Genomic DNA, 21,807 nt, shown 5'->3' with positions numbered 1-21,807 from the left:
TATGAAGACAGAAACTGATATATGCATCTTATTCCTGAATTTTATATTGGATGGCGTTGACGATCGCCGCAGCAATATTGCTGCCGCCTTTTCTGCCTCTTGCTACAATGGCAGGCACGCCAAGCTCGATGATTTTTTCCTTGGACTCTACCACATTGACAAAGCCCACCGGCACGCCGATGACTGCAGCGGGAGAAAGCTTTCCCGCTTTGACTAAGTCATAGATGGAAAGCAGCGCCGTCGGCGCGTTACCGATAGCAAAGATCACAGGGCGATCCAGCTTTGCCGCTTTCTCCATGCTCACAAGGGATCGTGTGACGCCCCGCTCCCTGGCTTCCTTTGCTACGTCTTCATCCCCGATGAAGCAGAGCACCTGTCCGCCATATGCTTCAATCCGCTTCTTATTGATACCTGCCTGCGCCATTTTCGTGTCGGTGACGATGTATGCCCCCGCCTTAATTGCCGCCTGCACCTGCTCAATAATGCCTTCGGTAAAATATAAGCTGTCTGCATATTCAAAATCCGCAGATGTGTGAATACAGCGTTTGATTACCGCCTCATACCGCGGATCCAGCTTTTTATCGCCTAAGATTTCTCCAATAATTTCAAAACTCTTTGCTTCGATCTGATCTGGTTTGATGTTTTCGATTTTCATTACGCTTCGATACCTGCCCTTGCCGGAATTCCTTTGTCATACGGATGCTTTACCTTGTCGATTCTGGATACATAGTCCGCCAATTCCTCAAGCTGCTCGCTTGGATATCTGCCGGTCAGCACCACTTCAAGCTGCGCCGGACGGTTTTTCAGGAAATCCACGATAACCTGCTCCTCTAAAAGTCCCGCTTCGATGGCGCCCAGGGTTTCGTCTAGCACCAGCATATCATAGTGGTCATGTTCCAGCATTTTGACCATATCCGCAAACTGCTCGGCGTTGACCCGTCTGGTTTCTTCTTTTTCTTCTTCTGTCATCTGGAAAGAAAACTTTTTGATCGGTTTCGTGCCCAAAACTTCCACGCCCGGCAGACTGCGAAGCACTTTCAGCTCGCTGCTGTCCCCAGACTTTAAAAACTGCATAAATAAAACATGCAGTCCGTAGCCACTGGCTCTGACCGTCAGACCCACGGAACAGGTCGTCTTTCCTTTGCCCTCGCCGCAGTAGATGTGTACCAATCCTAAATCGTTCTTTTTCATCTTTCTCCTCCCGATTTATCCTTCTAGTAAACTGTAAATTAAATTCATATCCAGCGCCTCTCTGAGACCACTCGCAAGTATATCATACTGCGTTTGTTTATACGCGTCAACATCAAAGGCTTTCACATCGGTAAAATCCATGCCTTTTTCGCGAAGCAACGCTTCGATAACGGTCTTTGCGATTTCTTCCCGGTCAAAAACACCATGGATGTAAGTACCGTATACATTTCCCTCGTTAATCAGATTGCCGTCTGCGCCGGAAACGCCCATATGAATTTCATAACCCTGATAAGTTTTCCCCGATAGTCCTGCAAACATACCATCTACAGCAGATAATACGCCGGTGGCGTTGGTCCTGACCTTCTCATCTTCAAATACCGTACTGTGGGGCAAAAGACCGATGCCTGCCATGTCGCCGCCGTGTTCTACGCCGTTTGGATCGGACAAGGTCTGCCCCAGCATCTGAAATCCGCCGCAGATGCCGAAAATCGGTTTATTTTTCGCGTGATGCTTCAGAATCGCCGCTTCCAGTCCCGACTGGCGCAGCCACAAAAGATCCGCCATGGTGTTCTTTGTACCAGGCAGTACAATCAAATCCGGGTTTCCCAGCTCGTGCAGAGACCCCACATAGCGTACGCCGACACCCTCGATGTATTCAAAAGGATTGAAGTCGGTGAAGTTGGAAATCCGCGGCGTGCGAATCACGGCGATATCCACAAGGGCTTCTGCTTTCCTGTTCGCGAACCGATCCGTCAGACTGTCCTCGTCGTCGAGATCCAGCTGCATATATGGCACAACCCCTGCCACCGGTACATGTATGATATCTTCCAGCATCCGAAGTCCCGGCTCCAAAATGCTCACATCGCCGCGGAATTTATTGATGATCACGCCCTTCACTCTGCGCTTTTCCGCTTCGTCAAAGAGGAGCATGGTGCCTGCCAGCGACGCAAACACGCCGCCGCGATCGATATCACCTACCAGAAGTACCGGCGCGTCCGCCATCTTTGCCATCCCCATGTTGACTAAATCATCTTCCTTTAAATTGATTTCGGCGGGACTGCCCGCGCCCTCCATGACGATGACATCGTAATCCGCGGAAAGACTGTCAAAGGCCTCTTTGATATGTTCCCGAAATTTTCCTTTCTCTTTATAAAAATCCTTCGCCGACAGCGTGCCGTGCACTTCACCATTGATAATGACCTGAGAGCCTTGATCGCTGGTCGGCTTTAGCAGAATGGGATTCATGCGACAGTCGGGTTCAATCTGGCATGCCTCCGCCTGCATCACCTGCGCCCGACCCATTTCCATGCCGTCTTTGGTAATAAAAGAATTCAGCGCCATATTCTGCGCCTTAAAAGGGGCTACCCGGTAGCCGTCCTGTTTCAGAATTCTGCAAAGCCCTGCCGTCACTACGCTTTTGCCTGCGTTAGAACAGGTGCCAAGCACCATAATTGTTTTAGCCATCGCTTCTTCCCTCGTTTCTTTCTGTCACCTTTTCAAGACACTTTAGAAAATACGTATTTTCCTCCCTGGTCCTGACGGCAATTCTGTAATACTGCTCGTCTAATGTCACATAATTGCTGCAGCTTCTGACCATGATATCCCATTCCAAAAGGGGTTTGATCAAGTCGCGGCTGCTTTTGAAAAAGATATAGTTGGCGGCAGACGGATAAACCTCATACCCAAGCCTTTTCAGACCGTCCATCAGAAGCGTCCTGTTTTCGTGAATATAGGCTCTGGTTTTCTCCACAAAGCCGGTCAGCTCCAGCGCCGCGCAGCCTGCTTTAGCAGCTACGGTCGATACAGCCCAAGGCTGCAAGCTGCCCCGGATTTGTTCCGCTGTTTCCTCGCTACCGCAGACACAGTATCCCAGACGAAGCCCCGCCATAGCATAAATCTTGGTAAATGCTTTTAAAATAATCACGTTCTCAAAACGGTGCAAATCCGCCATAACCGAATACTGGTCTTCTGCATCGAGAAACTCTGTAAAACATTCGTCGATGACCAGCTGCACGTCGCATTTTTGGCACTGCTGGCAAATTGCCAGCATCAGCGTCCGCGGTACGGGAATCCCCGTAGGATTGTTGGGATTGCAGATAAACATCATATCCAGGCTGTCGTCGATGTCAGCAAGGAGTTTTTCATCCGGCTGAAACCCATTTTCTTCTGTCAGCAAAGAATGGATTACCTGACAGTCTACGGTTTCCAGCGCCTGCTGATATTCCGAAAAGGTCGGTGAAACCAAAAGCGCTTTTTTAGGCCGCAGCGCCAGCGCTGTGCGGAAAATAATATCCGCCGCCCCGTTGCCGCAGCAGATACTGCTGGCAGGTACGCCGTGATACCGGCTGAGCGCATCGGTCAGCTCCCGATTCTGCGGGTCCGGATAGCTTTCGTAGCTGTCAATATGGCTGATGATCGCCTGCTTAACCTCCTCCGGCATCCCCAGCGGATTCAGGTTGGCAGAGAAATCATAGATCGGATGATCGAACTTATAAATATTTCCGCCGTGTACTTCTTTCATCATAATAACTCCAAACAAATTCTGATTCCGGCAAAGAGCAGAAGGCACAGCACGCAGGCGCCGTACATCAGCTTTGCCGTACGTCTGATGTCGGCAGCCTCAACCTGCCGGTCATCATCGCCGATGGTCTTTTTCTTGTATAATTTTCCAAAGTAGTACGCGTCTCCAGCCAGCTGAATGCGCAGCGCGCCTGCACACGCGGATTCCGGATGGGCGCTGTTGGGACTGGCATGGTTATGCCGGTCTCTCTTGTAGATGCGCCACGCGTTCTTTCCGTCAAAGCCTGTCAAAAACGCCGCCAGTATCATGAAAAGCGCCGTCAGCCGGGCGGGAATATAGTTAAATACATCATCGGAAATGGCAGATACTCTGCCGAAATACAAGTATTTATCATTCTTATAGCCAACCATGGAGTCCAGGGTGTTGACGCCCTTGTACAGCATGCCCAGCGGCGCGCCGCCAAGGAGCATAAACAGCATCGGCGCGATGACGCCGTCCGACGTATTTTCCGCGATGGTCTCCACCACTGCCTTGGTAATCTGCTTAAAATTCAGGTGCTGCGTATCCCTGCCTACAATCCAGGACAGATACTTTCGCGCCCCTTCTAGATCTTCCGCCTCAATATGGCGGTACACCCGCATGCTTTCGTCTTTCAAAGACTTCGCCGCGAAAATCTGGTAGCACAGCAGCACTTCCAGCGCGTATTTCAGCCAGATATGAATCATGGCAGCCCCTTGCAAAAGCAGCCAACACAGGCCGAAGGACAAAAGCGGAACGAAAGCAGCCAGCACCGCCCCTGCCGCGATTTCACCGCCGCTGGTCTTTGGAAACAGTTTTCGGAGCGCCCATTCCCCTTTGGAGATGAAAAAGCCGATCAGCCGAATAGGATGGGGCAGCCAGCGAGGATCGCCAAAGAGACAGTCCAGTAAAAATCCAGTGATTACAACGATGACGATTTCCATGCAAATGCCTCACATTTCTTTACAAAGTTTTCCGCAAAGTGGAGATTGCTCCACAGATGGAGATGAGGATAGCCTGCAAAAACAGTATCCCCGGCGCACACAGCCTGCCAGCTGCGGCTGCCTTTGCTGGCGGTAAATCCATCGCCCGAAAAATCGCTGTCGCTGTAGTGAAACTCATGACAGCGAATTGCTTCTCCTTGTCGGCACATCAGGTTATCCCGATTTGCCGTCAAACTCTTATAACCAAACCGCACCAGCTTTTCCGTCATATGGGAACGACCTTCCAGAACCCCTGCCATCGTATAGACGCTTCCGTCCTTTTCAATGGACTTCCCCAGATACATAAATCCGCCGCACTCGGCATAGACCGGCATCCCCTTTGCCGCCGCCTCTCTGACTGACGCCAGCATAGAGGTATTCTGCGAAAGCTGCTGCAGGTACTCCTCCGGATAGCCGCCGCCCAGCACAAGTCCGCAAACGTCAGCCGGAATCGCTTTGTCCGTAAGTGGTGAAAAAAGAATCAGTTCCGCACCCAGCCATTTCAATAACGTGAAATTATCTTCATAATAGAAGCAGAATGCCTTGTCTTTGGCTACTGCAATGGAGACCGGTTTTTCTGTAATCTGCTGCACACGGATTTCCTCGCAGGAAAGCGCCGGTGCAGAGGACGCCAGCTGCAGAATGCCGTCGATATCCAGAGAAGCTTCCGCTGCCCTGCCCAGGGCTTCCATCTTCTCTTTCAAGTCGTCAATTTCCGCTGCAGTCACAAGTCCCAGATGACGGCTGGAAAGCTGTGCCTCGGCAACCGGCGGCAGGAAGCCGTACACCTTAATCGAAAGCCTGCTTTCGATCATTTCCTTATAAACCGGATACATGGCTTTAGAGCAATGATTGAGAATCACACCTGCCACCTGATTTTCCGCGAAGTGTAGATAGCCGGAAAGTTCTGCCAAAAGAGACAGGCTTTTGCCCCGCACACCGGCAATGAGAAGTTCCGGGGTTTCGGTAACACGGGAGATGTGATTGGCGGAGCAGGTATCGTCCGCAAATCCCAGTCCGTCGTACATGCCCATGACGCCCTCGATGACCGCCACGTCCGCATCTTTTCCGTTTTCTGACAGTAAATATTTTACTGTATTTTCCCCGCACAGGAACAAGTCCAGATTTCTGGATTTAGTGCCTATGATTTCGCTGTGAAACATGGGGTCGATATAATCAGGTCCGCATTTAAAGCTGGCAGCCTTGACGCCCCGCATGGACAACGCTTTCAAGAGGGCGCAGGTGACTGTCGTCTTACCGCACCCGCTGCCTGTGCCAGCCAGCATGATTCGACTTACCTTAGTGTTCAAGTTGTTTCGCTCCTTTGATGATATAAACCGGGTTTTCCGCCTTCATCAGATGGTAATTTCCCAATTTCTGCGCCGCGGAAATATTGGCGCAGATCGTCTCTGTCTCCATGGACAGCGCAGCAAAGACGCCCACCGCCTGGGTGATGGTTTCCAGCGTAACCGCCGTGACCACAAATACTGCCTTCTGATTTCTCTGCAGCACCGCTTCCATAATCTCCCGCAGATTTCCCGTGCTGCCGCCGATAAAGACTTTGTCCGCAGGCGGAAATTCTGCTAATGCATCAGGCGCCAGCGCGCAGTGAATTTCGATGTTGCGAGCGCCGGTTGCCGCCATATTCTCCTTGACCAGATCGACTGCCTCGGGATTTTTTTCGACTGCGTAAACCATTGATTCCGACGCTCTGTATGCCATTGCGCAGGTCACAGATCCGGTGCCCGCGCCGATGTCGTATACGATATCCTGCGGCTCTATTTCCAGCGCTGCCAGAGATAAATTCCGCACCACTTCCTTGGTCATCGGACTTTTTCCGCGAATAAAATCGCTGTCCTTTAAGGTTTTATATCGGTTTGCATAATCTTTATTCTCGACAACTACTACAGCAAGGTCGTCAAACTGCATGTTTTCCAGTTCCACCGGCGTTCCGCTGACAATCCGCTCCTGCGTAGAGGACAGATGCTCTCCGACATGGACGCGAACCGCTGTCAGCCCTGCTTTTAACAGCTGCTGTATCACATCTGCCGCTTTTATGGTGCCGCCGGTCAGCGCGAACACGCTCTCGTTGTAGCAGACATGGGGCACAATGGAACTCTCTCTGCCGTGCAGACTAACAAGCTTCATCTGTTCATAGCCAATTTTCAGCTTCGCCGCGAAATAAGACAGGCTGCCAATCCCGCACGCGAAAGAAACCGAAATGTTCGGATCGACTCTGTCCGCAATGGTTCGGGCAATACTGTAAAAACCCGTATCTCCCGAAGCCACCACACACACCTTTTCTTCTTTCTCCGCGTGTTCATTGAGATAGGCAATGGTATCCATCACCCCCATCACCTTTACGTTTCCTGCAATAGCAGAAAGAGGCGCGGCAAGCCGCTGTGCCGTCAGTACCAAATCCGCGGATCGGATGGCGGCAAGGGTGTGTTCCGTATAAAACGCAAGTGCGCCTGGACCTGCGCCCGCTACAATTACCTGCATCTTCTTTATCCTCTGATTCTATCTACTAAAATATCAGCAAGGCGTTCGTCCACACCCAGGGTATGTCCCATCTCCAGCTTTACCTGCGGATATTTCTTCAGGATTTCTCCGATTTCATTTGGAATATCTTCTCTGATATGAATGCCTTCAAAGAGGAAATACGGCACGACTTTCAGTTCCGTAACCCCCTGCTCCGCCAGCGCCTTCACACCGTGCTCAATATTTTCCTCGCAAAACTCCATGTATGCGATTTCGATAGGCAGATCGGTAACTTTCTGACGCACCATCGCCACTACCGCGTTGATGGTATCCTTCGTCGCCTGTACTCTGCTGCCGTGGGCTAAAATTAAAACACCTTTCATCTTTTGTTCTCCTTTATGCTTTCTTCCTATCTAGTACGCCTGCTGCACTGCATGTTGACAAAATTCTTATTTTCTCGTATTTTTGTCAATAAATGCGCGTTAAAATGGCGTTTTTTTCATGTTTTTCGCTCTTACATTGACAAGATTGACAAATTCTCGATTTTTTGTCAAATTAGTCAATGTTTTTGCCCTAAAACCTTGCCAAAATTGACAGATTTCTTGTTTTTTGTCAATCTTGTCAACATTGAAGCAAAATATTGGATTCAGCGCTGCAATCTACTCCCGATTCATTGACAAAAGTTTGAAAATAAAAGAAATTTGTCAATGTCTTATTGTCTAAGGACAAGCAGGCTTCCGGGTACCCGCCCGAAGCTCTGCTTCGCAGGCGGGTGGGGTTCTTATTCTGCCAACGCTTTCTCATATGCCGCAATGGTCTGATCCAGTTCTTCTTTGGTAAAACAGGTATTTAAGAACATAGCTTCATACTGGGACGGCGCCACATAGATGCCTGCTTCCAAAAGCTTTTCAAAAACGCGGCTGAAGCCTACGGTATCTGACTTGCAGGCGCTGTCATAATCGGTGACCGGTTCTTTGGTGTTAAACATGCAGACCAGAGAACCGATGTGATTGACGGTCAGACCGCTGACGCGGCGCAGGCCGTCTGCCAGATACTGTCCCATCTCATTGATACGGGTATAAATACCTGGATCTTCCAAAAGCTGTGTCAGCGTTGTAAGTCCTGCAGTCATGGCGATGGGATTTCCTGATAATGTGCCTGCCTGATACACGCTTCCCAGCGGAGAGACACATTCCATAATTTCCTTTCTGCCGCCATATGCGCCTACCGGCATACCGCCGCCGATGATTTTTCCGTAAGTGACTAAATCCGGCGTTACGCCGAAGTATGCTGCCGCACCGCCAAAAGCAAGACGGAATCCCGTAATGACTTCATCAAAAATCAGAAGCGCACCGTACCGATCACACAAATCCCGCAGTCCCTGTAAAAATCCAGGCGCTGCCGGCACCACGCCCATATTGGCAGCGGTTGCTTCTACGATTACGCAGGCAACCGCATCCCGATTGTTTTCCAGCAGGGTTTCCACGCTGTCAAGGTCGTTATAGCGGGCAAGGAGCGTATCCTCTGCCGCACCGCGAGTTACGCCGGCGCTGTCCGGATCGCCAAAGGTCATAGCGCCGGAACCGGCTTTGACCAGCATGGCGTCGCTGTGACCGTGATAACAGCCTTCAAATTTAATAATCTTGTTTTTCTTCGTATAGCCTCTGGCAAGCCGCAGCGCGCTCATGACTGCCTCGGTGCCGCTGCTGACCATACGAATCATCTCTACATGGGGAATATTGGCACAAATCAGTTCTGCAAGGGCAACTTCCAGCTCTGTACACGCGCCGAAACTAAGCCCCTTTTCTGCCTGCTTCTGCACAGCGCTGATGACTTTCGGGTCCGCGTGCCCCAAAATCATCGGTCCCCAGGAGCCGACATAATCCAGATATTCCTTTCCTTCTACATTGTAGATTTTATTGCCGCAGGCTTTGTCGATAAAACGAGGAGTAAGACCTACGGATTTAAATGCTCTGACCGGACTGTTGACACCGCCCGGCATCACCTGTTTTGCTCTTTCAAATAATTTGGTAGAATCTTTCATTAGCCGATATCTCCTTTTCTGATGGCGTCCGCGATTTCCATAGCATAGTAGGTCATGATGATGTCTGCGCCTGCCCGGTACATGGAAGTGGCGGTTTCACACATGATGCCATATTCGTCGATGAGCCCCGCCTTGCCTGCATTTTTGATCATGGCGTATTCACCGCTGACGCTGTAAGTGGCGATTGGCAGGTTCGTGTTATAAGAAAGCTCCTTGATCACATCCAGATAGGAAAGCGCCGGCTTTACCATCAGAATATCCGCGCCTTCTTCTTCATCCAGCGCCGCTTCTTTCATCGCCTCTCGCACATTGTGCGGGTCCATCTGGTAGGTCTTTCTGTCGCCGAAGGACGGCGCGCTGCCTGCTGCTTCCCGGAACGGTCCGTAGAACTTAGAGGCGTATTTGATGGCATAGCTCATAATCGGCGTATTTTTAAAGCCGTTTTCATCGAGACCTGCGCGAAGGGCTGCAATGCGTCCGTCCATCATATCGGACGGTGCTACCATGTCCGCGCCTGCTGCCGCATGAGATACCGCTGTCTTCGCCAGATAGTTCAGGGTTTCATCATTATCTACATCGTGACCGCAGAGGATGCCGCAGTGTCCATGGGATGTATACTCGCACATGCACACGTCAGTAATCACATAAACTTCATCCTTGTATTCTTTTTTGATGGCGCGGACTGCCTGCTGCACGATACCGTTTTCCGCATAAGCCTGGCTGCCCACCTCGTCCTTTTCTTTCGGGATACCGAACAGAAGCACTTTGTTCACGCCATGCGCAAGACACTGGTCAATGACCTCCTTTGCACGATCCGGACTGTAGCGGTACTGTCCCTCCATGGCGGAAATCTCCGCTTTGATGTTAGTTCCTTCTTCAAAGAAAATCGGATAAATCAAACTGTCTGCCGACGCTCTGGTTTCCCGCACCATGCTGCGGATCAAAGGATTTTCTCTTAATCTTCTCGGTCTGTTAATCATTACATTCACTCCCCACTTTTTCTACCATACTATCGATGGTCGCCATCTCAGCAATCACTGTGTCAAAGCCAAATTTCGCTGCTTCGGCGGCGGTCTGTTTTCCAATGCACAGCGCTCGCACACCTGTGAAATCCTCTCGCTTCTGGGTCTTTACAAACCCATCTACACAGGACTTGCTGGTAAAGGTCACATAATCCCAGCAATCCAGATCTGCGATTGCTTCATGCTCTACATAATTGGTATCGTACACCGGATAGTCCAGGTAAGAAATGCCGCCTGCGTCAAGGGCACCTGTTAAATCCGCCGTGCCGATTCTCGCCCGCAGGAGAATCACTTTGCTGTCACCGTTTACGAAACCTGTGGACACCATTTCTTTCCCCAAGGTTTCTCCGTCAAAGACCGTCGGCACAAAGTCTGCAGAAAGTCCGTAATCCCGCAAAGCTGCCGCCGTCGCACTGCCAATGCAGGCGAACCGTTTATCTGCCACAGCCCGCACATCTTTGCCCTGCTCTGACAGCCAACGGAAGAAAGAATGCACCCCCTCGGTACTGGTAAATACGCAGGTGTCATAGTCCGCGAAAGGCGGCTCCATCGGTCTGATAAAATCAGTATGGATACACGGATACAGCCTGGTTTCTGCTCCAAGAGCCCGCAGTTTCCCTTCCAGCCTGGAAGCTTTGCTCTTTGGCTGAGTCACCAGAATACGCTTTCCTTTCAGCGGCAGACTGCCGAACCAGTCGAACCGGTCTGACAGACTGCATACCTTGCCTACGGCGATGACTGCCGGAGATTTCACCTGATTGTCCGCTACCGTCCCTGCGATATGCGCCAGATCCGATATGAATTTCCGCTGTTTTGCATAGGTGCCGTTTTCGATCACGGCGCAAGGCATAGTAGGCTCCATCCCTGCCTGCATCAGACCCTCCGCAATTTTCCCTACCGTAGACACACTCATCATAAAAATCAGCGTTCCACGAAGGCGAACTAAAGCGTCAAAATCGATGGAAAGCTCTGCGCCCGCCTTGGCATGACCAGTAATAATATGGAGGGACGAGCAAAAATCTCTATGGGTCACAGGAATACCCGCGTAAGCCGGTACAGAAATAGAGGAAGTAATGCCGGGCACGACTTCAAATGCCACGCCGTGCGCGGAAAGCAACTCCAGTTCTTCCCCGCCTCTGCCGAAGACGAAAGGATCGCCGCCCTTCAGACGAACCACATTGCCGCCCGCAAGACCCTCTCTCAGCAGAATCTGATTGATTTCGTGCTGTGGTACCGGATGGTTTCCCACATTCTTGCCCACATCGATGAGACGGCAGCCCTCCGGAATCAGTTCCATAATGCTTTCACTGACCAGACGGTCGTAGACAATCACATCTGCCTCCTGAATCAGGCGGACAGCCTTCACCGTAAGCAGTTCTTTATCGCCTGGACCTGCGCCTACCAAATATACTTTTCCCTTGCTCATAACAGGTCTCCTTTCATCCTGAGGGCCAGCGTTCTTCCGAGAACCTCTCCCTGGTTTTTATCGCCCGTAATCTGATCTATAAATTGGTTTTCATCCGCATCTACATAGTAGCCCCGGATGGTAATTTCTTCTCCGCAAATGGTGGCATGAGCCGCCACCGGTGAACTGCAGCCGCCGTCCAGCGTCCGCACAAAGCTGCGTTCCGCCAGGGCAATCAGTTTTGCCTCCTCGTCGGCAAAGTCCGCGAGAAACGGCGTTTCATAACCTGCCCTGCCCTGGACTGCCAGAATTCCCTGACATGCCGCCGGTAAAATTTCTTCAACAGAAAACAGCTTGCTGACTCGCTGCGAAAGCCCCAGCCGCTTGACGCCGGCATATGCCAAAACGATAGCGTCAAATTCTCCGCTGTCCAGTTTGGCAAGTCTGGTCTGTACGTTTCCCCTGATGGGACGAATTTCAGCCTCCGGATACAGCTTCTGCAGCTGCAGCTTTCTGCGCAGACTAGAGCTGCCAATGATCGGTCTTTCCGGAAGCGCCGCAAGTCCTTTCCGCAAAATCAGCCCATCCCTTGGGTCCTCTCGCTTGGAAAACGCCAGCAGCGGCAGCTGCTCTGAGACTTCCATGGGCATATCTTTCAGACTATGTACCGTCAAATCTGCTCGCGCGTCAAGAAGCGCTTTATCCAGTTCTTTGACGAACAACCCTTTGCCGCCGATTTTATCCAGGGTTTTATCTAAAATCATGTCGCCTGTGGTTTTCATGGTCAACAGGCTGACTTCTATGGTATCGTCATATTTTTTAATGGCGTCAATCACCATCTCCGACTGAATCACAGCCAGTTTACTTTCCCTGCTTCCTACAATTACTTTCATCAGTACGCCTTTCTTGTTATCAGTTCGCGAATCGCCGCCGCGGCTCTCTTTGTAATCCGGTGATCCCTGCCAGTACCCACAATGCCGCAGGTCACTTCGTCACTGGCTGCCACAGCTGGAAAATAGAAGGTGCATTCTTCTTTGCAGTCACAGACGCTGACCGGAATGTTCCGCGCTCTTGCATCTGCACCGATTTGCCGGTTTACCGCCCGGTCATCGGTACACGCTGTCGCCAGATCCGCGTCCGCAAGATACGAGCTGCGATAGGTGTCGCGAATCCACTGCACCCTGCCTGCCTCCGCCAGCAGCTTTAGCTGCTGATTGACCGCGGGACTTACCACCACGATGGTAAAGTCAAACTGCAGCAGGCTCTCCACTCTGCGGCTGGCAATCTTACCGCCGCCTGCCACCAACGCGGTCTTTCCCGCAGATGGTATAAACATTGGAAAATATCTATTGTTCATAAAAGCGTTCCGCCTTTCTCATGACCGTTTCAAAGGATACACCGGTTTCTTCAGCAGGTTTTTCGATGACGATGACCGTATAGCCGGCTTCCAGTACCGCCAGTTTATCATCAAAACCGCCGGGCTTTCCTGTATGTTTGGTAACAAGACAGGTGCAGCCGTACTGCTTCATGGTCGCCAGATTCATTTCCTTTGTAAAAGGACCCTGCATGGCAACAATGTGTTTCGATGCAATCCCTGCCGCAAGGCACGCCTCAATGGACGCTGCCGACGGCAGCACTCTAGCTACGATGCGGTCTGCGATATCCCGAACGCCGCTATACTGAAACAGTTCTTTGGCGCCGGTGGTCAAAAGGACTTTATCCTCCCGCTGGTGCACAAGCGCCGCTGCCTCTTTGGCAGAAGAAACCGTAATCACCCCTTGGGGAAGACTGTCCGTGCTCCGAAGAAGCCGCAGATACGGCACGTTTTCCGCCGTACAGGCGCTTCGGATATTTTCTGTGACCACTGTGGCATAAGGGTGGGTCGCGTCGATGACCATGCCATAAACGCCGCCATGGAGCATCTTTCTCATCTTTTCCGCCGTCTGCCGGCCTTCGATGATCGACAAGTCGTTTAGATCCCGCAGCATTTCTGTGCCGTATTCGGTGGCGACGCAAAAGTCTGCCAGGCGCTGCCACTTCCGCTCTGCAAAGGCTTCCGCCAGACGGCGTCCTTCACTGGTGCCTGCGAAGACCAGGATTTTTTGATTGTTATACCCCTTTGTATCCACGCGGCGTTACCAGCTTTCCGTTGATGACTTTAGTCTGACTGTTTCCCACAAATACGGTAGTAAACATATCGATGTCGTCGTTTTCTTTCAAATCAGCCAGGGTGCAGACCACTGCTGTTTCACCCTCCCTGCCGATATTTTTCACATAACCGCACGGCGTGTCCCATGCCTTAAAAGCGCTCATGAGATCGGCGGCCTTGTCGATATAGTCATGCCGTTTCTTGCTCTTTGGATTGTACAGGCAAACGACAAAATCCGCCTCTGCCGCAAGTTTCAGCCGCTTTTCAATCTTTTCCCACGGGGTCAGAAGATCCGACAGAGAAATCACCGCAAAGTCATGAATCAGCGGCGCGCCCAAAACTGCTGCTCCGCTGCAGGCTGCCGTAATACCCGGTACGGTTACAATTTCCACTTCTGGATGTTCTTCCGCCACTTCCGCCATGACGCCTGCCATGCCATAAACCCCCGCGTCGCCGCTGCACACAAAAGCGACTGTTTTTCCTTCCAGGGCGGATTCCAGCGCCATTCGGCACCGATCCACCTCCTGCTTCATCGCGGTGGATTTGACTTCTTTGCCTGCTGTCAAATCTTTTACAAGATCCACATACAAGGTGTACCCTACAATTACGTCGCTTTCCTCAATGGCGGCTCTTGCCATCGGCGTCATAAAATCGCTGTTTCCCGGCCCGATGCCGACTACGTATATTTTCATTTAGATTGCCTCTTTCTCCCTGTGACTTTCCCGGAAACTGTACCATTTGTGAAAGTCAACTATGTATTTTTCAATGATTTTTTCTATTTCTTTCATCTGGGCTTCCTGCCGGGCATCCCGTTCGTCTCTGCCCAGGGTGTCGATATCGTAATATCGAACGTTTTCCAGCGCCGCTACATGGGGATCGATATCCCGCGGCACAGCCAGATCGATAAAGACCTCCGGCACCCGGGAAAGCGCCGCGACTTCCTCGTAATATACCGTGTAATGCGGACTTAAGGTTGCGCTGACCACCGCGTCGCTCTGACTGATTGCTTCATAGCGATCACTATAATTTACCGTCTTCGCACCCGGCGGTACAATGTTTTCACCGTGCCGATACTGCCGCAGGGTCATGGTCGCTTCGATGCCCTCTTTCACCAAAAGTTCTGTCACCAGACGACCGATCATACCGTTTCCCACCACCAGCACTTTCCTGATGGCAGGATTGGTTTTCAGCAGACGCACGGCTCTTGCCGCAGTAGAATTATCATCCACCTTAAAGTCTACCAGAGTCTTCACTTTTTTCCCCGCGCTGACGCCCGTCCGAAACACCACGTTGAGAATGCTGTCGGTCGCCTTTGCGTGCTGCGCCGCTTTCAGAGCGTCGTCCACCTGGGTTACAATCTGATCGTCTCCCCAGATCTGTGATTCCGCACCGGAGGCTACTTTACAGAGATGAATAATGGCCTCATCGCCTGCAATGGTCTTGTTCATATGGGCATAAGCATGGTAGTCTGCGCCGATGATTTCACAAAGGGCCTGAAACGGATTGACCGCTTCGCCTTCCTCCAGAGAGAGATAGAGCTCTGTTCTGTTGCAGGTGGCGATCAGCACGCTGCCCAGCACGCCCGGGATTTCTTTCAATTTTTCGTAAATGGTTTCTGTCTGGGTTTTGGTGCAGGAGAAAACTTCCCGCTCAGACAAGCTTGCCATGCTGTAGTCGATATAGGACATGACGATATTCAAAACTTACACTTCCAATCTTTCATTGCCAGCGCGCAGGTACAGCCGCCGCCGCTGGTCTTTGATAAAATTCTTCTTCCGCCTTTGCTTCCCAGCACAGCGCTGCGCTCACAGACGTTATCCACACCCGCCACGGATTTCACCAGGTCAGAGCCGGAAAAATCGCCCTGCACCGCCGCAAGTTCTTCCGCCGTGTAGGTCACAAAAGGAATTTTGTATTTATGACAAAACGCGAGAATACACGTTTCGAATTTTTTCAGATCGATCGAAGCAATCTGCTCCACTGCCTCAATTGCAATGTTATTTTCTTCCAGGTTTTTCAGAAGAAATTTCTCAAACTGCTCGCTGCCGACGCCCTTGCGGCAGCCTACGCCTACGGTCACAATCCTTGGCACTACGTTAAAGGTCGTCGGGAACGGTTTCTGATTTCCTGCGAGAGAAACGCAGATGCCGATTTCCGCTTCGTCCAGGGTCAGTTCTTTCGGCATGTTTCCTTCAAAGGGAAATCCGCTGTGGATACCAATTTTTTCGCCGGCAAGCACTGCGGAAGAAACGGTCTTGATGCCGCTGACATCCATAATCTTGCAGCCAGCATATTTGCTCCAGACGTCTACTGCGAACTTTCCATTGATGTCTGTGGCCGTGGTCAAAATCACCTGGGCGCCAGTCAGTTCTGCAATCTCCGCCGCCGCTTCGTTGGCGCCGCCCAGATGTCCGCTGAGAATGGGAATGGCATACCGCCCGAATTCATCCATGACGACGACTGCCGGGTCCACATCCTTTCCGCGAATCAATGGCGCGATGAGCCGAACGGCAATTCCTGCCGCACAGATAAAGACAAATACATCCTTTTCCGCGAAATGTTCCGAAAGATATGCTTTTGCGTCAGTCCGGCGATCAAAGACTTCTGTCGTATGATTCTTATTCAGCGCGGCGGACAATTTTTCCGCCAGCAGCTTGCCTCTTTCCGTAAACGATAAAATACTGATGGTTTTCATTTATTTGCTCGCCTCTCTGAATAGATGGGTAAAGGTCGGGTCATACAGCTTGGAACGCTCGTACTCGCTGCCTAAAAATCCGCCTACCATAATCAGCGCCATTTTGTTCACGCCGTTTTCCTCCGCCGCTTTGGCGATCTCCGCCACTGTAGTGCGGATTACCTTTTCATCAGGCCAGGTTGCCTTGTAGACGATGGCTGCCGGACTATCCGGCGCGTAACCGCCTTCTATGAGCCGCTGTGAAAGCTCCGCTAGCATGGTGGAAGTCAAAAAGACAACCATTGTCGCGCCGTGGGAAGCCAGCTTGGAAATTTCTTCTTTTTCCGGCACCGGCGTTCTGCCTGCCATTCTGGTGAGAATCACCGTCTGGCTGACGCCCGGCAGCGTGTATTCCGCATTGAGCGCCGCCGCCGCCCCGATAAAGGAGCTGACACCCGGTACGGAAACGTATTCCATGGCCTCTCTGTCCAGAATATCCATCTGCTCCCGGATCGCGCCGTAGATACAAGGATCGCCTGTATGCAGGCGCACCACTTCTTTCCCTTTATTTTCTTTCATCACCGCGATGACTTCTTCCAGCGTCATCTTAGCGCTGTCATAGACTTTGCAGCCTTCTTTCGCATAGTCCAAAAGCGCCGGATTTACCAGCGAGCCGGCATAAATGATCACATCTGCCTGTTTCAAAAGTTCCACGCCTCTTACTGTAATCAGATCCGCAGCGCCGGGGCCTGCTCCGATAAAATAGATCATAGTTTACTTCTCCTTCTGTCTGTCTTCTGAGGGAATCACAATCAGTGAAAAATAGCTGGATTGTTCTTCTAACTGGTTTAAGTCATGATAGACTTTTTCATTTTCCATCGTGGCGCACTCCACCATCATGGCGCTCTGCGCTGCCAGCTGTTCTTTCAGCTTCATAATTGTCTTACCCGACTTCATCAAAACTCTGGTACCAGCAAGCTGCCCCGCCTGGTCGCCTTTATAGGTCGCCGGTATCACATGCAGCATTTCATCCCGTTCGCAAAGGGATGTATTCAGGCTTGCCGCCGCCCCACAAAAAGACGGAATCCCCGGCACGATTGCCGTATCATAGCCCATCCGGGTCAATCTGCGGTGCACATACATCACCGTGCTGTAAATGGACGGATCGCCCAAGGTCAGAAACGCCACCGTTTTCCCCTCATCCAGAAGCGCCGCGATTTCCGCTGCCGACCGGTCGTGATAGCGATTCAGTTCTTCTTGATCCTTAATCATAGGCATGTCGCATTCTAACAGGACTTTTCCCTTGATATAGTTTCTGGTAATTTTTAAGGCGATGTTTTCCGACGCGCCGCTTTTGGGCAGTGCGATGACGTCGCTTTCCTCCATGATGCGAATCGCCTTTACGGTGAGCAGCTCCGGATCTCCCGGTCCTACGCCGACTGCATAAAATTTTCCTCTCATCCTTTTCTTTCATCCTTTCGTATGGCTTCTATGAGCCGGTCCGCGCCGGCGCTTTTCATCACATGGTTTCGATCGCCGGTAAACAGGACGACTTCGATATCTGCCGCCTCTTTCAGCCGAAACTTAAGGTGATACAATACTTTTTCTAAAATCGCGTCTTTGACTGCCGCATAATAGGGTCTTTCTTTCAGCAAATCAAAGGCCTGATCTGTGGTAACGCATTCCATGATACAGCGCACCGTGTCCTGATCCGCGCCGCAGATCGCGCTGTGCACGCCGATGACTTCCATTCTGGCGTCCGCATAGGCGGAATGGGTATTCATGACGCCTGCGGCAAGCTTGATCAGCTTACCGGTATGTCCCACCAGCAAAATCTGCTCAAATCCCTTGTATTTGATGTAGTCCAGCGCCTCGCCGATATAGTTGGACACAAGCACCGCCCGCTCAATATCAAGATGCAGGTATTCCCTGCAAAAGTCTCTGCCGTAATTGCCGGGGGCAATGAGAATCCGCTCCGGATTCTCAGCATACTGCTTGTCTATCACTGCTTTGATCGTGTCCACAAGCGCCTTCTCGCTCATAGGATCCACAATGCCGGTGGTACCAAGGATGGAAATGCCGCCTACAATTCCCAGTCTCGGGTTATAGGTCTTCTTTGCGATCTCCGCACCGCCCGGTACAGAAATCACCACTTCCAGCCCTTCCTGCTCCAGGTCAAAGCTGTTCTCCCCTGCAATCCGCTGTAGATTTTCTCTGATCATGCGCCGCGGCACCGGATTGATCGCCGCCTCGCCTACCGCAATCTGCAGTCCCTTTGCCGTCACCACGCCGACGCCCTCGCCGCCGCCAATGCGGATGCCAGGCTCGCCCGTCTTTTTGACCTCAGCGAAAATCTCCGCGCCGTGGGTCGCGTCAGGGTCGTCTCCCCCGTCTTTGATAACGCAGCAACTGACAGAGGATTTGCTTCTATCGATTTGTCCGATGGCAAAGGCAGCCTGCTCTCCGCCGGGCAGTGTAATCACTGCGTCAGTTACCGCAGTATCTGTCAGCAGCATCCGTGCTGCCGCCGCTGCCGCCGCTGCCGCACAGCTTCCCGTGGTAAAACCGTAACGCAGCGCCTTGCCGTTTTTTACTGTATATTTTTCCATCCCGTTCTCACGATCTTTCTTTTGCCGCACAGCTTCAGGCGGCACACAAAAACCCGAATCCACAGGATTCGGGCTCAATATCATATTTGCAGGTATACAGAAATACACCTCAATATTAACCTAAAACTCATATCCTGTGACTTTTACGGTCAAATATTGGGACGTTTTCCGACTCTGACGTCTCTGTTCTTCTGTGCAGCCTTCCCAAGAAAACTGATTTCTCAGTGACTGATTCGCAATCTCGCACAAAAAACTCTGTCATTACGGCAGCAGGACTGTTCAGGACTCTCACCTGATTCCATATTACAACTCATCGTAAACCAATATTTATCACTATGTTCTTTCTATTTATTATAGTCTATCCAAAGCAGGCTGTCAATAGGAAGATAGCGCAGTTCCGCGGTGGCTGCAACTGCTGGGCTTGGTTGTCTATTGAGATCGACGTATGTTGTGCATCAATCGCAAGATTTCTATCATTTGCACAACCAACCATCCCTAAAGTTGTGCTAAATAGCATGGTTAAGATAGGCTATGCACAACTCCCCTGTTCTTACGATCATAAAAGCAACAAAAAGTTGTGCAATTATATACGCTTTCGCCTATTTTGCACAACTTTTGTGGTTTATTTTACCATTTGACCATCAACGCTTATATAATTCGAGTTGCAATCGCCAAAAGTTGTGCACCGCTGTGAATAAAAAGACATTTTGCACAACCCGCGACCTCTAGCGTTATGCAAATCTCTCTGTTCTACAAACATCTGCACAACTTTCAAAAAATGTGACAGGCTTACACTCTCCCCATCAGCTTCTCATACACCCAGTTCATCATCCACGGCTCGCTGACATACGCCGCCAGCTGATTCGCAGGAATCCACTTAACGCCGCTGTTTTCGTCAGGCTTTGCTGTCAATTTCTGTGCTTCATCCGCCTGCAGAAGATAAGTCAAATTGAAATGCAGATGGGACGGTACATAAACGCCCCGCTTTCTGTGACCGTCTACGGTGATAATCTCCAAAGAAATCGGCTCTCTGCGCAGAAAATCAATGTTCATCACGCCGGTTTCTTCCTTTGCCTCCCGCAGCGCTACCGCTGCCAAATCTGGTTCTCCATCGGCGTGACCGCCTGTCCACGACCAGGAATCGTAAAGATTATGATAGACCATAAGAATTTTATCGTCACCTTTATCGCAATGGGCGCCAAAATCGCGATTCACAATCCACGAAGAAGCCGTAAAATGGGCGATCAGATTCTCTCGCGTCAGACAGTTATCATTTTCCTGCAGAAATTTCAGCATCACCGCCTGATCCCATTCCTCCTGCTCGTAGCCGGGCACAAAATCCGCAATCACGGCAGAAAGATTTCTCAATTTCGGGTTCATAGAACCTCTCCTTCCAGACTGAAGGTATTGCTCTTTGTAATTTTTACGCTGACCATCTGCCCTGTCAGGCTCTGATCGCCTGGGAAGTTGACCAGTTTAAATCCGTCTGTTCTGCCCGCAAAGGTTTTGCTGCCGGTTTTCGCAGGTCCTTCTACCAATACCTTCTGCACCGTTCCCACATAGGCGGCGTTCTTTTCCGCGCTGATGCTGTTCACCAGTTCTACCAGCCGATTAAACCGCGCGTGCTTCACTTCTTCCGGTATCTGCTCCTCGTATTTTTCTGCCGGCGTACCTTTTCTGATGGAATACAGGAATGTAAAGGCTGAATCATAGCGAACCTGACGTACTAAATCCAGCGTTTCCTCAAAATCCTCCTCCGTTTCGCCCGGAAAACCGACGATGATGTCCGTGGACATAGTAATACCCGGCACAGCAGCTTTTAACTTTTCCACAAGAGCCAGATACTTATCTTTATCATAGCGGCGGTTCATCGCTTTGAGAATCCGGCTACTGCCTGACTGTACCGGCAAATGAATATTTTTACAAAGTTTGTCACAGTCCACAAATGCCTGAATCAGTTTGTCGGACAAATCTTTCGGATGGGAAGTCATAAAGCGAATCCGCTCCAGTCCCTCAATCTCATTGAGCATGTACAGCAAATCGGCAAAATCCACACCGTCCTCGCCGCGATAGGAATTAACGTTCTGACCCAGCAGCATGATTTCCTTAACGCCGTCAGCTGCAAGCTCCCTAACTTCACGGAGAATTTCCGAAGGCTTTCTGCTCCGCTCTCTGCCCCTGGTATACGGCACGATGCAGTAAGTGCAGAAATTGTTGCAGCCAAACATGATGTTGACCAGCGCCTTGCTTTCGTAAAGCCGCTTCGCTGGCAGTCCTTCTACGATCTCGCCGCCGTCTGGCCAGATTTCCACCTGCTTCTTTTTCTCCTGGAGGGCATTGTCAATCAGCTGCGGAAACTGATGAATATTGTGGGTTCCGAAGATGATATCCACCCACGGATATTTTGCCTTAATTGTGTCAATCACATGCTGCTGCTGCATCATACAGCCGCAGACACAGACCAGGAAATTTGGATCGTCCTTTTTTCTGTGTTTCAGCTGTCCCAATGTGCCGAAAAACCGCTTATCCGCATTATCCCGCACACTGCAGGTATTGATAATGGCAACGTCAGCGTCTTTCCGCTCCTTCACCGGTGTAAAGCCTTTTTCTAAAAGCATACCTGCCATGACTTCGGAATCGTGCTCGTTCATCTGGCAGCCAAAGGTTGTAATGTGAAATGTTTTCTCTTGCATGAACCTGATTTTGTCTC

Annotated in this window: 22 protein-coding genes and 1 riboswitch; all 22 genes read right to left on the bottom strand. The window is 50.9% G+C overall.

From position 1 onward, the window contains the following. Positions 1-28: 28 nt before the first annotated feature. Positions 29-655, bottom strand: coding sequence for a precorrin-8X methylmutase (locus ACPW7J_RS07030; RefSeq protein WP_161873241.1), 627 nt, complete (start codon positions 653-655; stop codon positions 29-31). Next, entirely contained in the window at positions 655-1,191 is a 537-nt protein-coding gene (locus ACPW7J_RS07025) for a cob(I)yrinic acid a,c-diamide adenosyltransferase (RefSeq protein ID WP_425757432.1), read from the bottom strand. Before ACPW7J_RS07025 ends, ACPW7J_RS07030 begins: the two co-directional genes overlap by 1 nt. Positions 1,192-1,206: 15 nt before the next feature. Next, positions 1,207-2,655 carry a cobyric acid synthase gene (locus ACPW7J_RS07020; protein WP_425757431.1) on the bottom strand — a complete coding sequence of 483 codons (1,449 nt, stop codon included), beginning with the start codon at positions 2,653-2,655 and terminating at the stop codon, positions 1,207-1,209. Beyond that, complete coding sequence (locus ACPW7J_RS07015) at positions 2,648-3,715, bottom strand: pyridoxal phosphate-dependent aminotransferase (protein WP_425757429.1); 1,068 nt, start codon at positions 3,713-3,715, stop codon at positions 2,648-2,650. The genes ACPW7J_RS07020 and ACPW7J_RS07015 overlap by 8 nt, the downstream gene beginning before the upstream one ends. After that, positions 3,712-4,674: an adenosylcobinamide-phosphate synthase CbiB gene (cbiB, locus tag ACPW7J_RS07010; protein WP_425757427.1), complete on the bottom strand. Its 963-nt coding sequence runs from the start codon at positions 4,672-4,674 to the stop codon at positions 3,712-3,714. Before cbiB ends, ACPW7J_RS07015 begins: the two co-directional genes overlap by 4 nt. Beyond that, entirely contained in the window at positions 4,653-6,023 is a 1,371-nt protein-coding gene (locus tag ACPW7J_RS07005; protein WP_425757425.1) for a cobyrinate a,c-diamide synthase, read from the bottom strand. Before ACPW7J_RS07005 ends, cbiB begins: the two co-directional genes overlap by 22 nt. After that, positions 6,013-7,215 carry a precorrin-6y C5,15-methyltransferase (decarboxylating) subunit CbiE gene (gene cbiE / locus ACPW7J_RS07000; protein ID WP_425757423.1) on the bottom strand — a complete coding sequence of 401 codons (1,203 nt, stop codon included), beginning with the start codon at positions 7,213-7,215 and terminating at the stop codon, positions 6,013-6,015. Before cbiE ends, ACPW7J_RS07005 begins: the two co-directional genes overlap by 11 nt. A 5-nt stretch (positions 7,216-7,220) precedes the next feature. Continuing rightward, on the bottom strand, positions 7,221-7,577 hold the full coding sequence (locus ACPW7J_RS06995; protein ID WP_161873248.1) for a CbiX/SirB N-terminal domain-containing protein: 357 nt from the start codon (positions 7,575-7,577) through the stop codon (positions 7,221-7,223). A 398-nt stretch (positions 7,578-7,975) separates the two neighbouring features. Beyond that, the gene (gene hemL, locus ACPW7J_RS06990; protein WP_425757421.1) at positions 7,976-9,238 is read right to left on the bottom strand and encodes a glutamate-1-semialdehyde 2,1-aminomutase; all 1,263 of its coding nucleotides are present in this window, start codon (positions 9,236-9,238) and stop codon (positions 7,976-7,978) included. Then, positions 9,238-10,218 (bottom strand): porphobilinogen synthase, encoded by a 981-nt coding sequence (gene hemB, locus ACPW7J_RS06985; RefSeq protein WP_425757419.1) that lies wholly within the window; start codon positions 10,216-10,218, stop codon positions 9,238-9,240. The genes hemL and hemB overlap by 1 nt, the downstream gene beginning before the upstream one ends. Next, positions 10,211-11,686: a uroporphyrinogen-III C-methyltransferase gene (gene cobA, locus ACPW7J_RS06980; RefSeq protein WP_425757417.1), complete on the bottom strand. Its 1,476-nt coding sequence runs from the start codon at positions 11,684-11,686 to the stop codon at positions 10,211-10,213. The genes hemB and cobA overlap by 8 nt, the downstream gene beginning before the upstream one ends. Further along, positions 11,683-12,558, bottom strand: coding sequence for a hydroxymethylbilane synthase (gene hemC, locus ACPW7J_RS06975; protein ID WP_425757415.1), 876 nt, complete (start codon positions 12,556-12,558; stop codon positions 11,683-11,685). Before hemC ends, cobA begins: the two co-directional genes overlap by 4 nt. After that, on the bottom strand, positions 12,558-13,022 hold the full coding sequence (locus tag ACPW7J_RS06970) for a precorrin-2 dehydrogenase/sirohydrochlorin ferrochelatase family protein (RefSeq protein WP_425757413.1): 465 nt from the start codon (positions 13,020-13,022) through the stop codon (positions 12,558-12,560). Before ACPW7J_RS06970 ends, hemC begins: the two co-directional genes overlap by 1 nt. Next, positions 13,012-13,794, bottom strand: coding sequence for a precorrin-6A reductase (gene cobK / locus ACPW7J_RS06965; protein WP_425757411.1), 783 nt, complete (start codon positions 13,792-13,794; stop codon positions 13,012-13,014). Before cobK ends, ACPW7J_RS06970 begins: the two co-directional genes overlap by 11 nt. Beyond that, positions 13,775-14,506: a precorrin-3B C(17)-methyltransferase gene (gene cobJ, locus ACPW7J_RS06960; protein WP_425757409.1), complete on the bottom strand. Its 732-nt coding sequence runs from the start codon at positions 14,504-14,506 to the stop codon at positions 13,775-13,777. The genes cobK and cobJ overlap by 20 nt, the downstream gene beginning before the upstream one ends. Then, the gene (locus ACPW7J_RS06955; protein WP_425757407.1) at positions 14,507-15,514 is read right to left on the bottom strand and encodes a glutamyl-tRNA reductase; all 1,008 of its coding nucleotides are present in this window, start codon (positions 15,512-15,514) and stop codon (positions 14,507-14,509) included. It lies immediately after the preceding gene. Then, positions 15,511-16,509, bottom strand: coding sequence for a cobalt-precorrin 5A hydrolase (locus ACPW7J_RS06950; protein ID WP_425757405.1), 999 nt, complete (start codon positions 16,507-16,509; stop codon positions 15,511-15,513). Before ACPW7J_RS06950 ends, ACPW7J_RS06955 begins: the two co-directional genes overlap by 4 nt. Then, a complete protein-coding gene (gene cobM, locus ACPW7J_RS06945) occupies positions 16,510-17,259 on the bottom strand; it encodes a precorrin-4 C(11)-methyltransferase (protein WP_425757404.1) in 750 nt (249 codons plus the stop codon). A 3-nt stretch (positions 17,260-17,262) separates the two neighbouring features. Then, the gene (gene cobI, locus ACPW7J_RS06940) at positions 17,263-17,949 is read right to left on the bottom strand and encodes a precorrin-2 C(20)-methyltransferase (protein ID WP_425757402.1); all 687 of its coding nucleotides are present in this window, start codon (positions 17,947-17,949) and stop codon (positions 17,263-17,265) included. Beyond that, positions 17,946-19,097 carry a cobalt-precorrin-5B (C(1))-methyltransferase CbiD gene (gene cbiD / locus ACPW7J_RS06935; RefSeq protein ID WP_425757400.1) on the bottom strand — a complete coding sequence of 384 codons (1,152 nt, stop codon included), beginning with the start codon at positions 19,095-19,097 and terminating at the stop codon, positions 17,946-17,948. Before cbiD ends, cobI begins: the two co-directional genes overlap by 4 nt. A gap of 141 nt (positions 19,098-19,238) precedes the next feature. Further along, a riboswitch (cobalamin riboswitch) is annotated at positions 19,239-19,437 on the bottom strand. 449 nt (positions 19,438-19,886) lie between these two features. Then, the gene (locus ACPW7J_RS06930) at positions 19,887-20,477 is read right to left on the bottom strand and encodes an NUDIX hydrolase (RefSeq protein ID WP_425757398.1); all 591 of its coding nucleotides are present in this window, start codon (positions 20,475-20,477) and stop codon (positions 19,887-19,889) included. Continuing rightward, on the bottom strand, positions 20,474-21,790 hold the full coding sequence (gene miaB / locus ACPW7J_RS06925; RefSeq protein WP_425757396.1) for a tRNA (N6-isopentenyl adenosine(37)-C2)-methylthiotransferase MiaB: 1,317 nt from the start codon (positions 21,788-21,790) through the stop codon (positions 20,474-20,476). Before miaB ends, ACPW7J_RS06930 begins: the two co-directional genes overlap by 4 nt. Between the last annotated feature and the right edge of the window lie 17 nt (positions 21,791-21,807).

The sequence above is a fragment of the Ihubacter sp. rT4E-8 genome (genome assembly GCF_049852125.1).
Taxonomy (GTDB): Bacteria; Bacillota; Clostridia; order Peptostreptococcales; family Anaerovoracaceae; genus Senimuribacter.
This window is presented reverse-complemented; position numbering and strand designations above follow the sequence as displayed.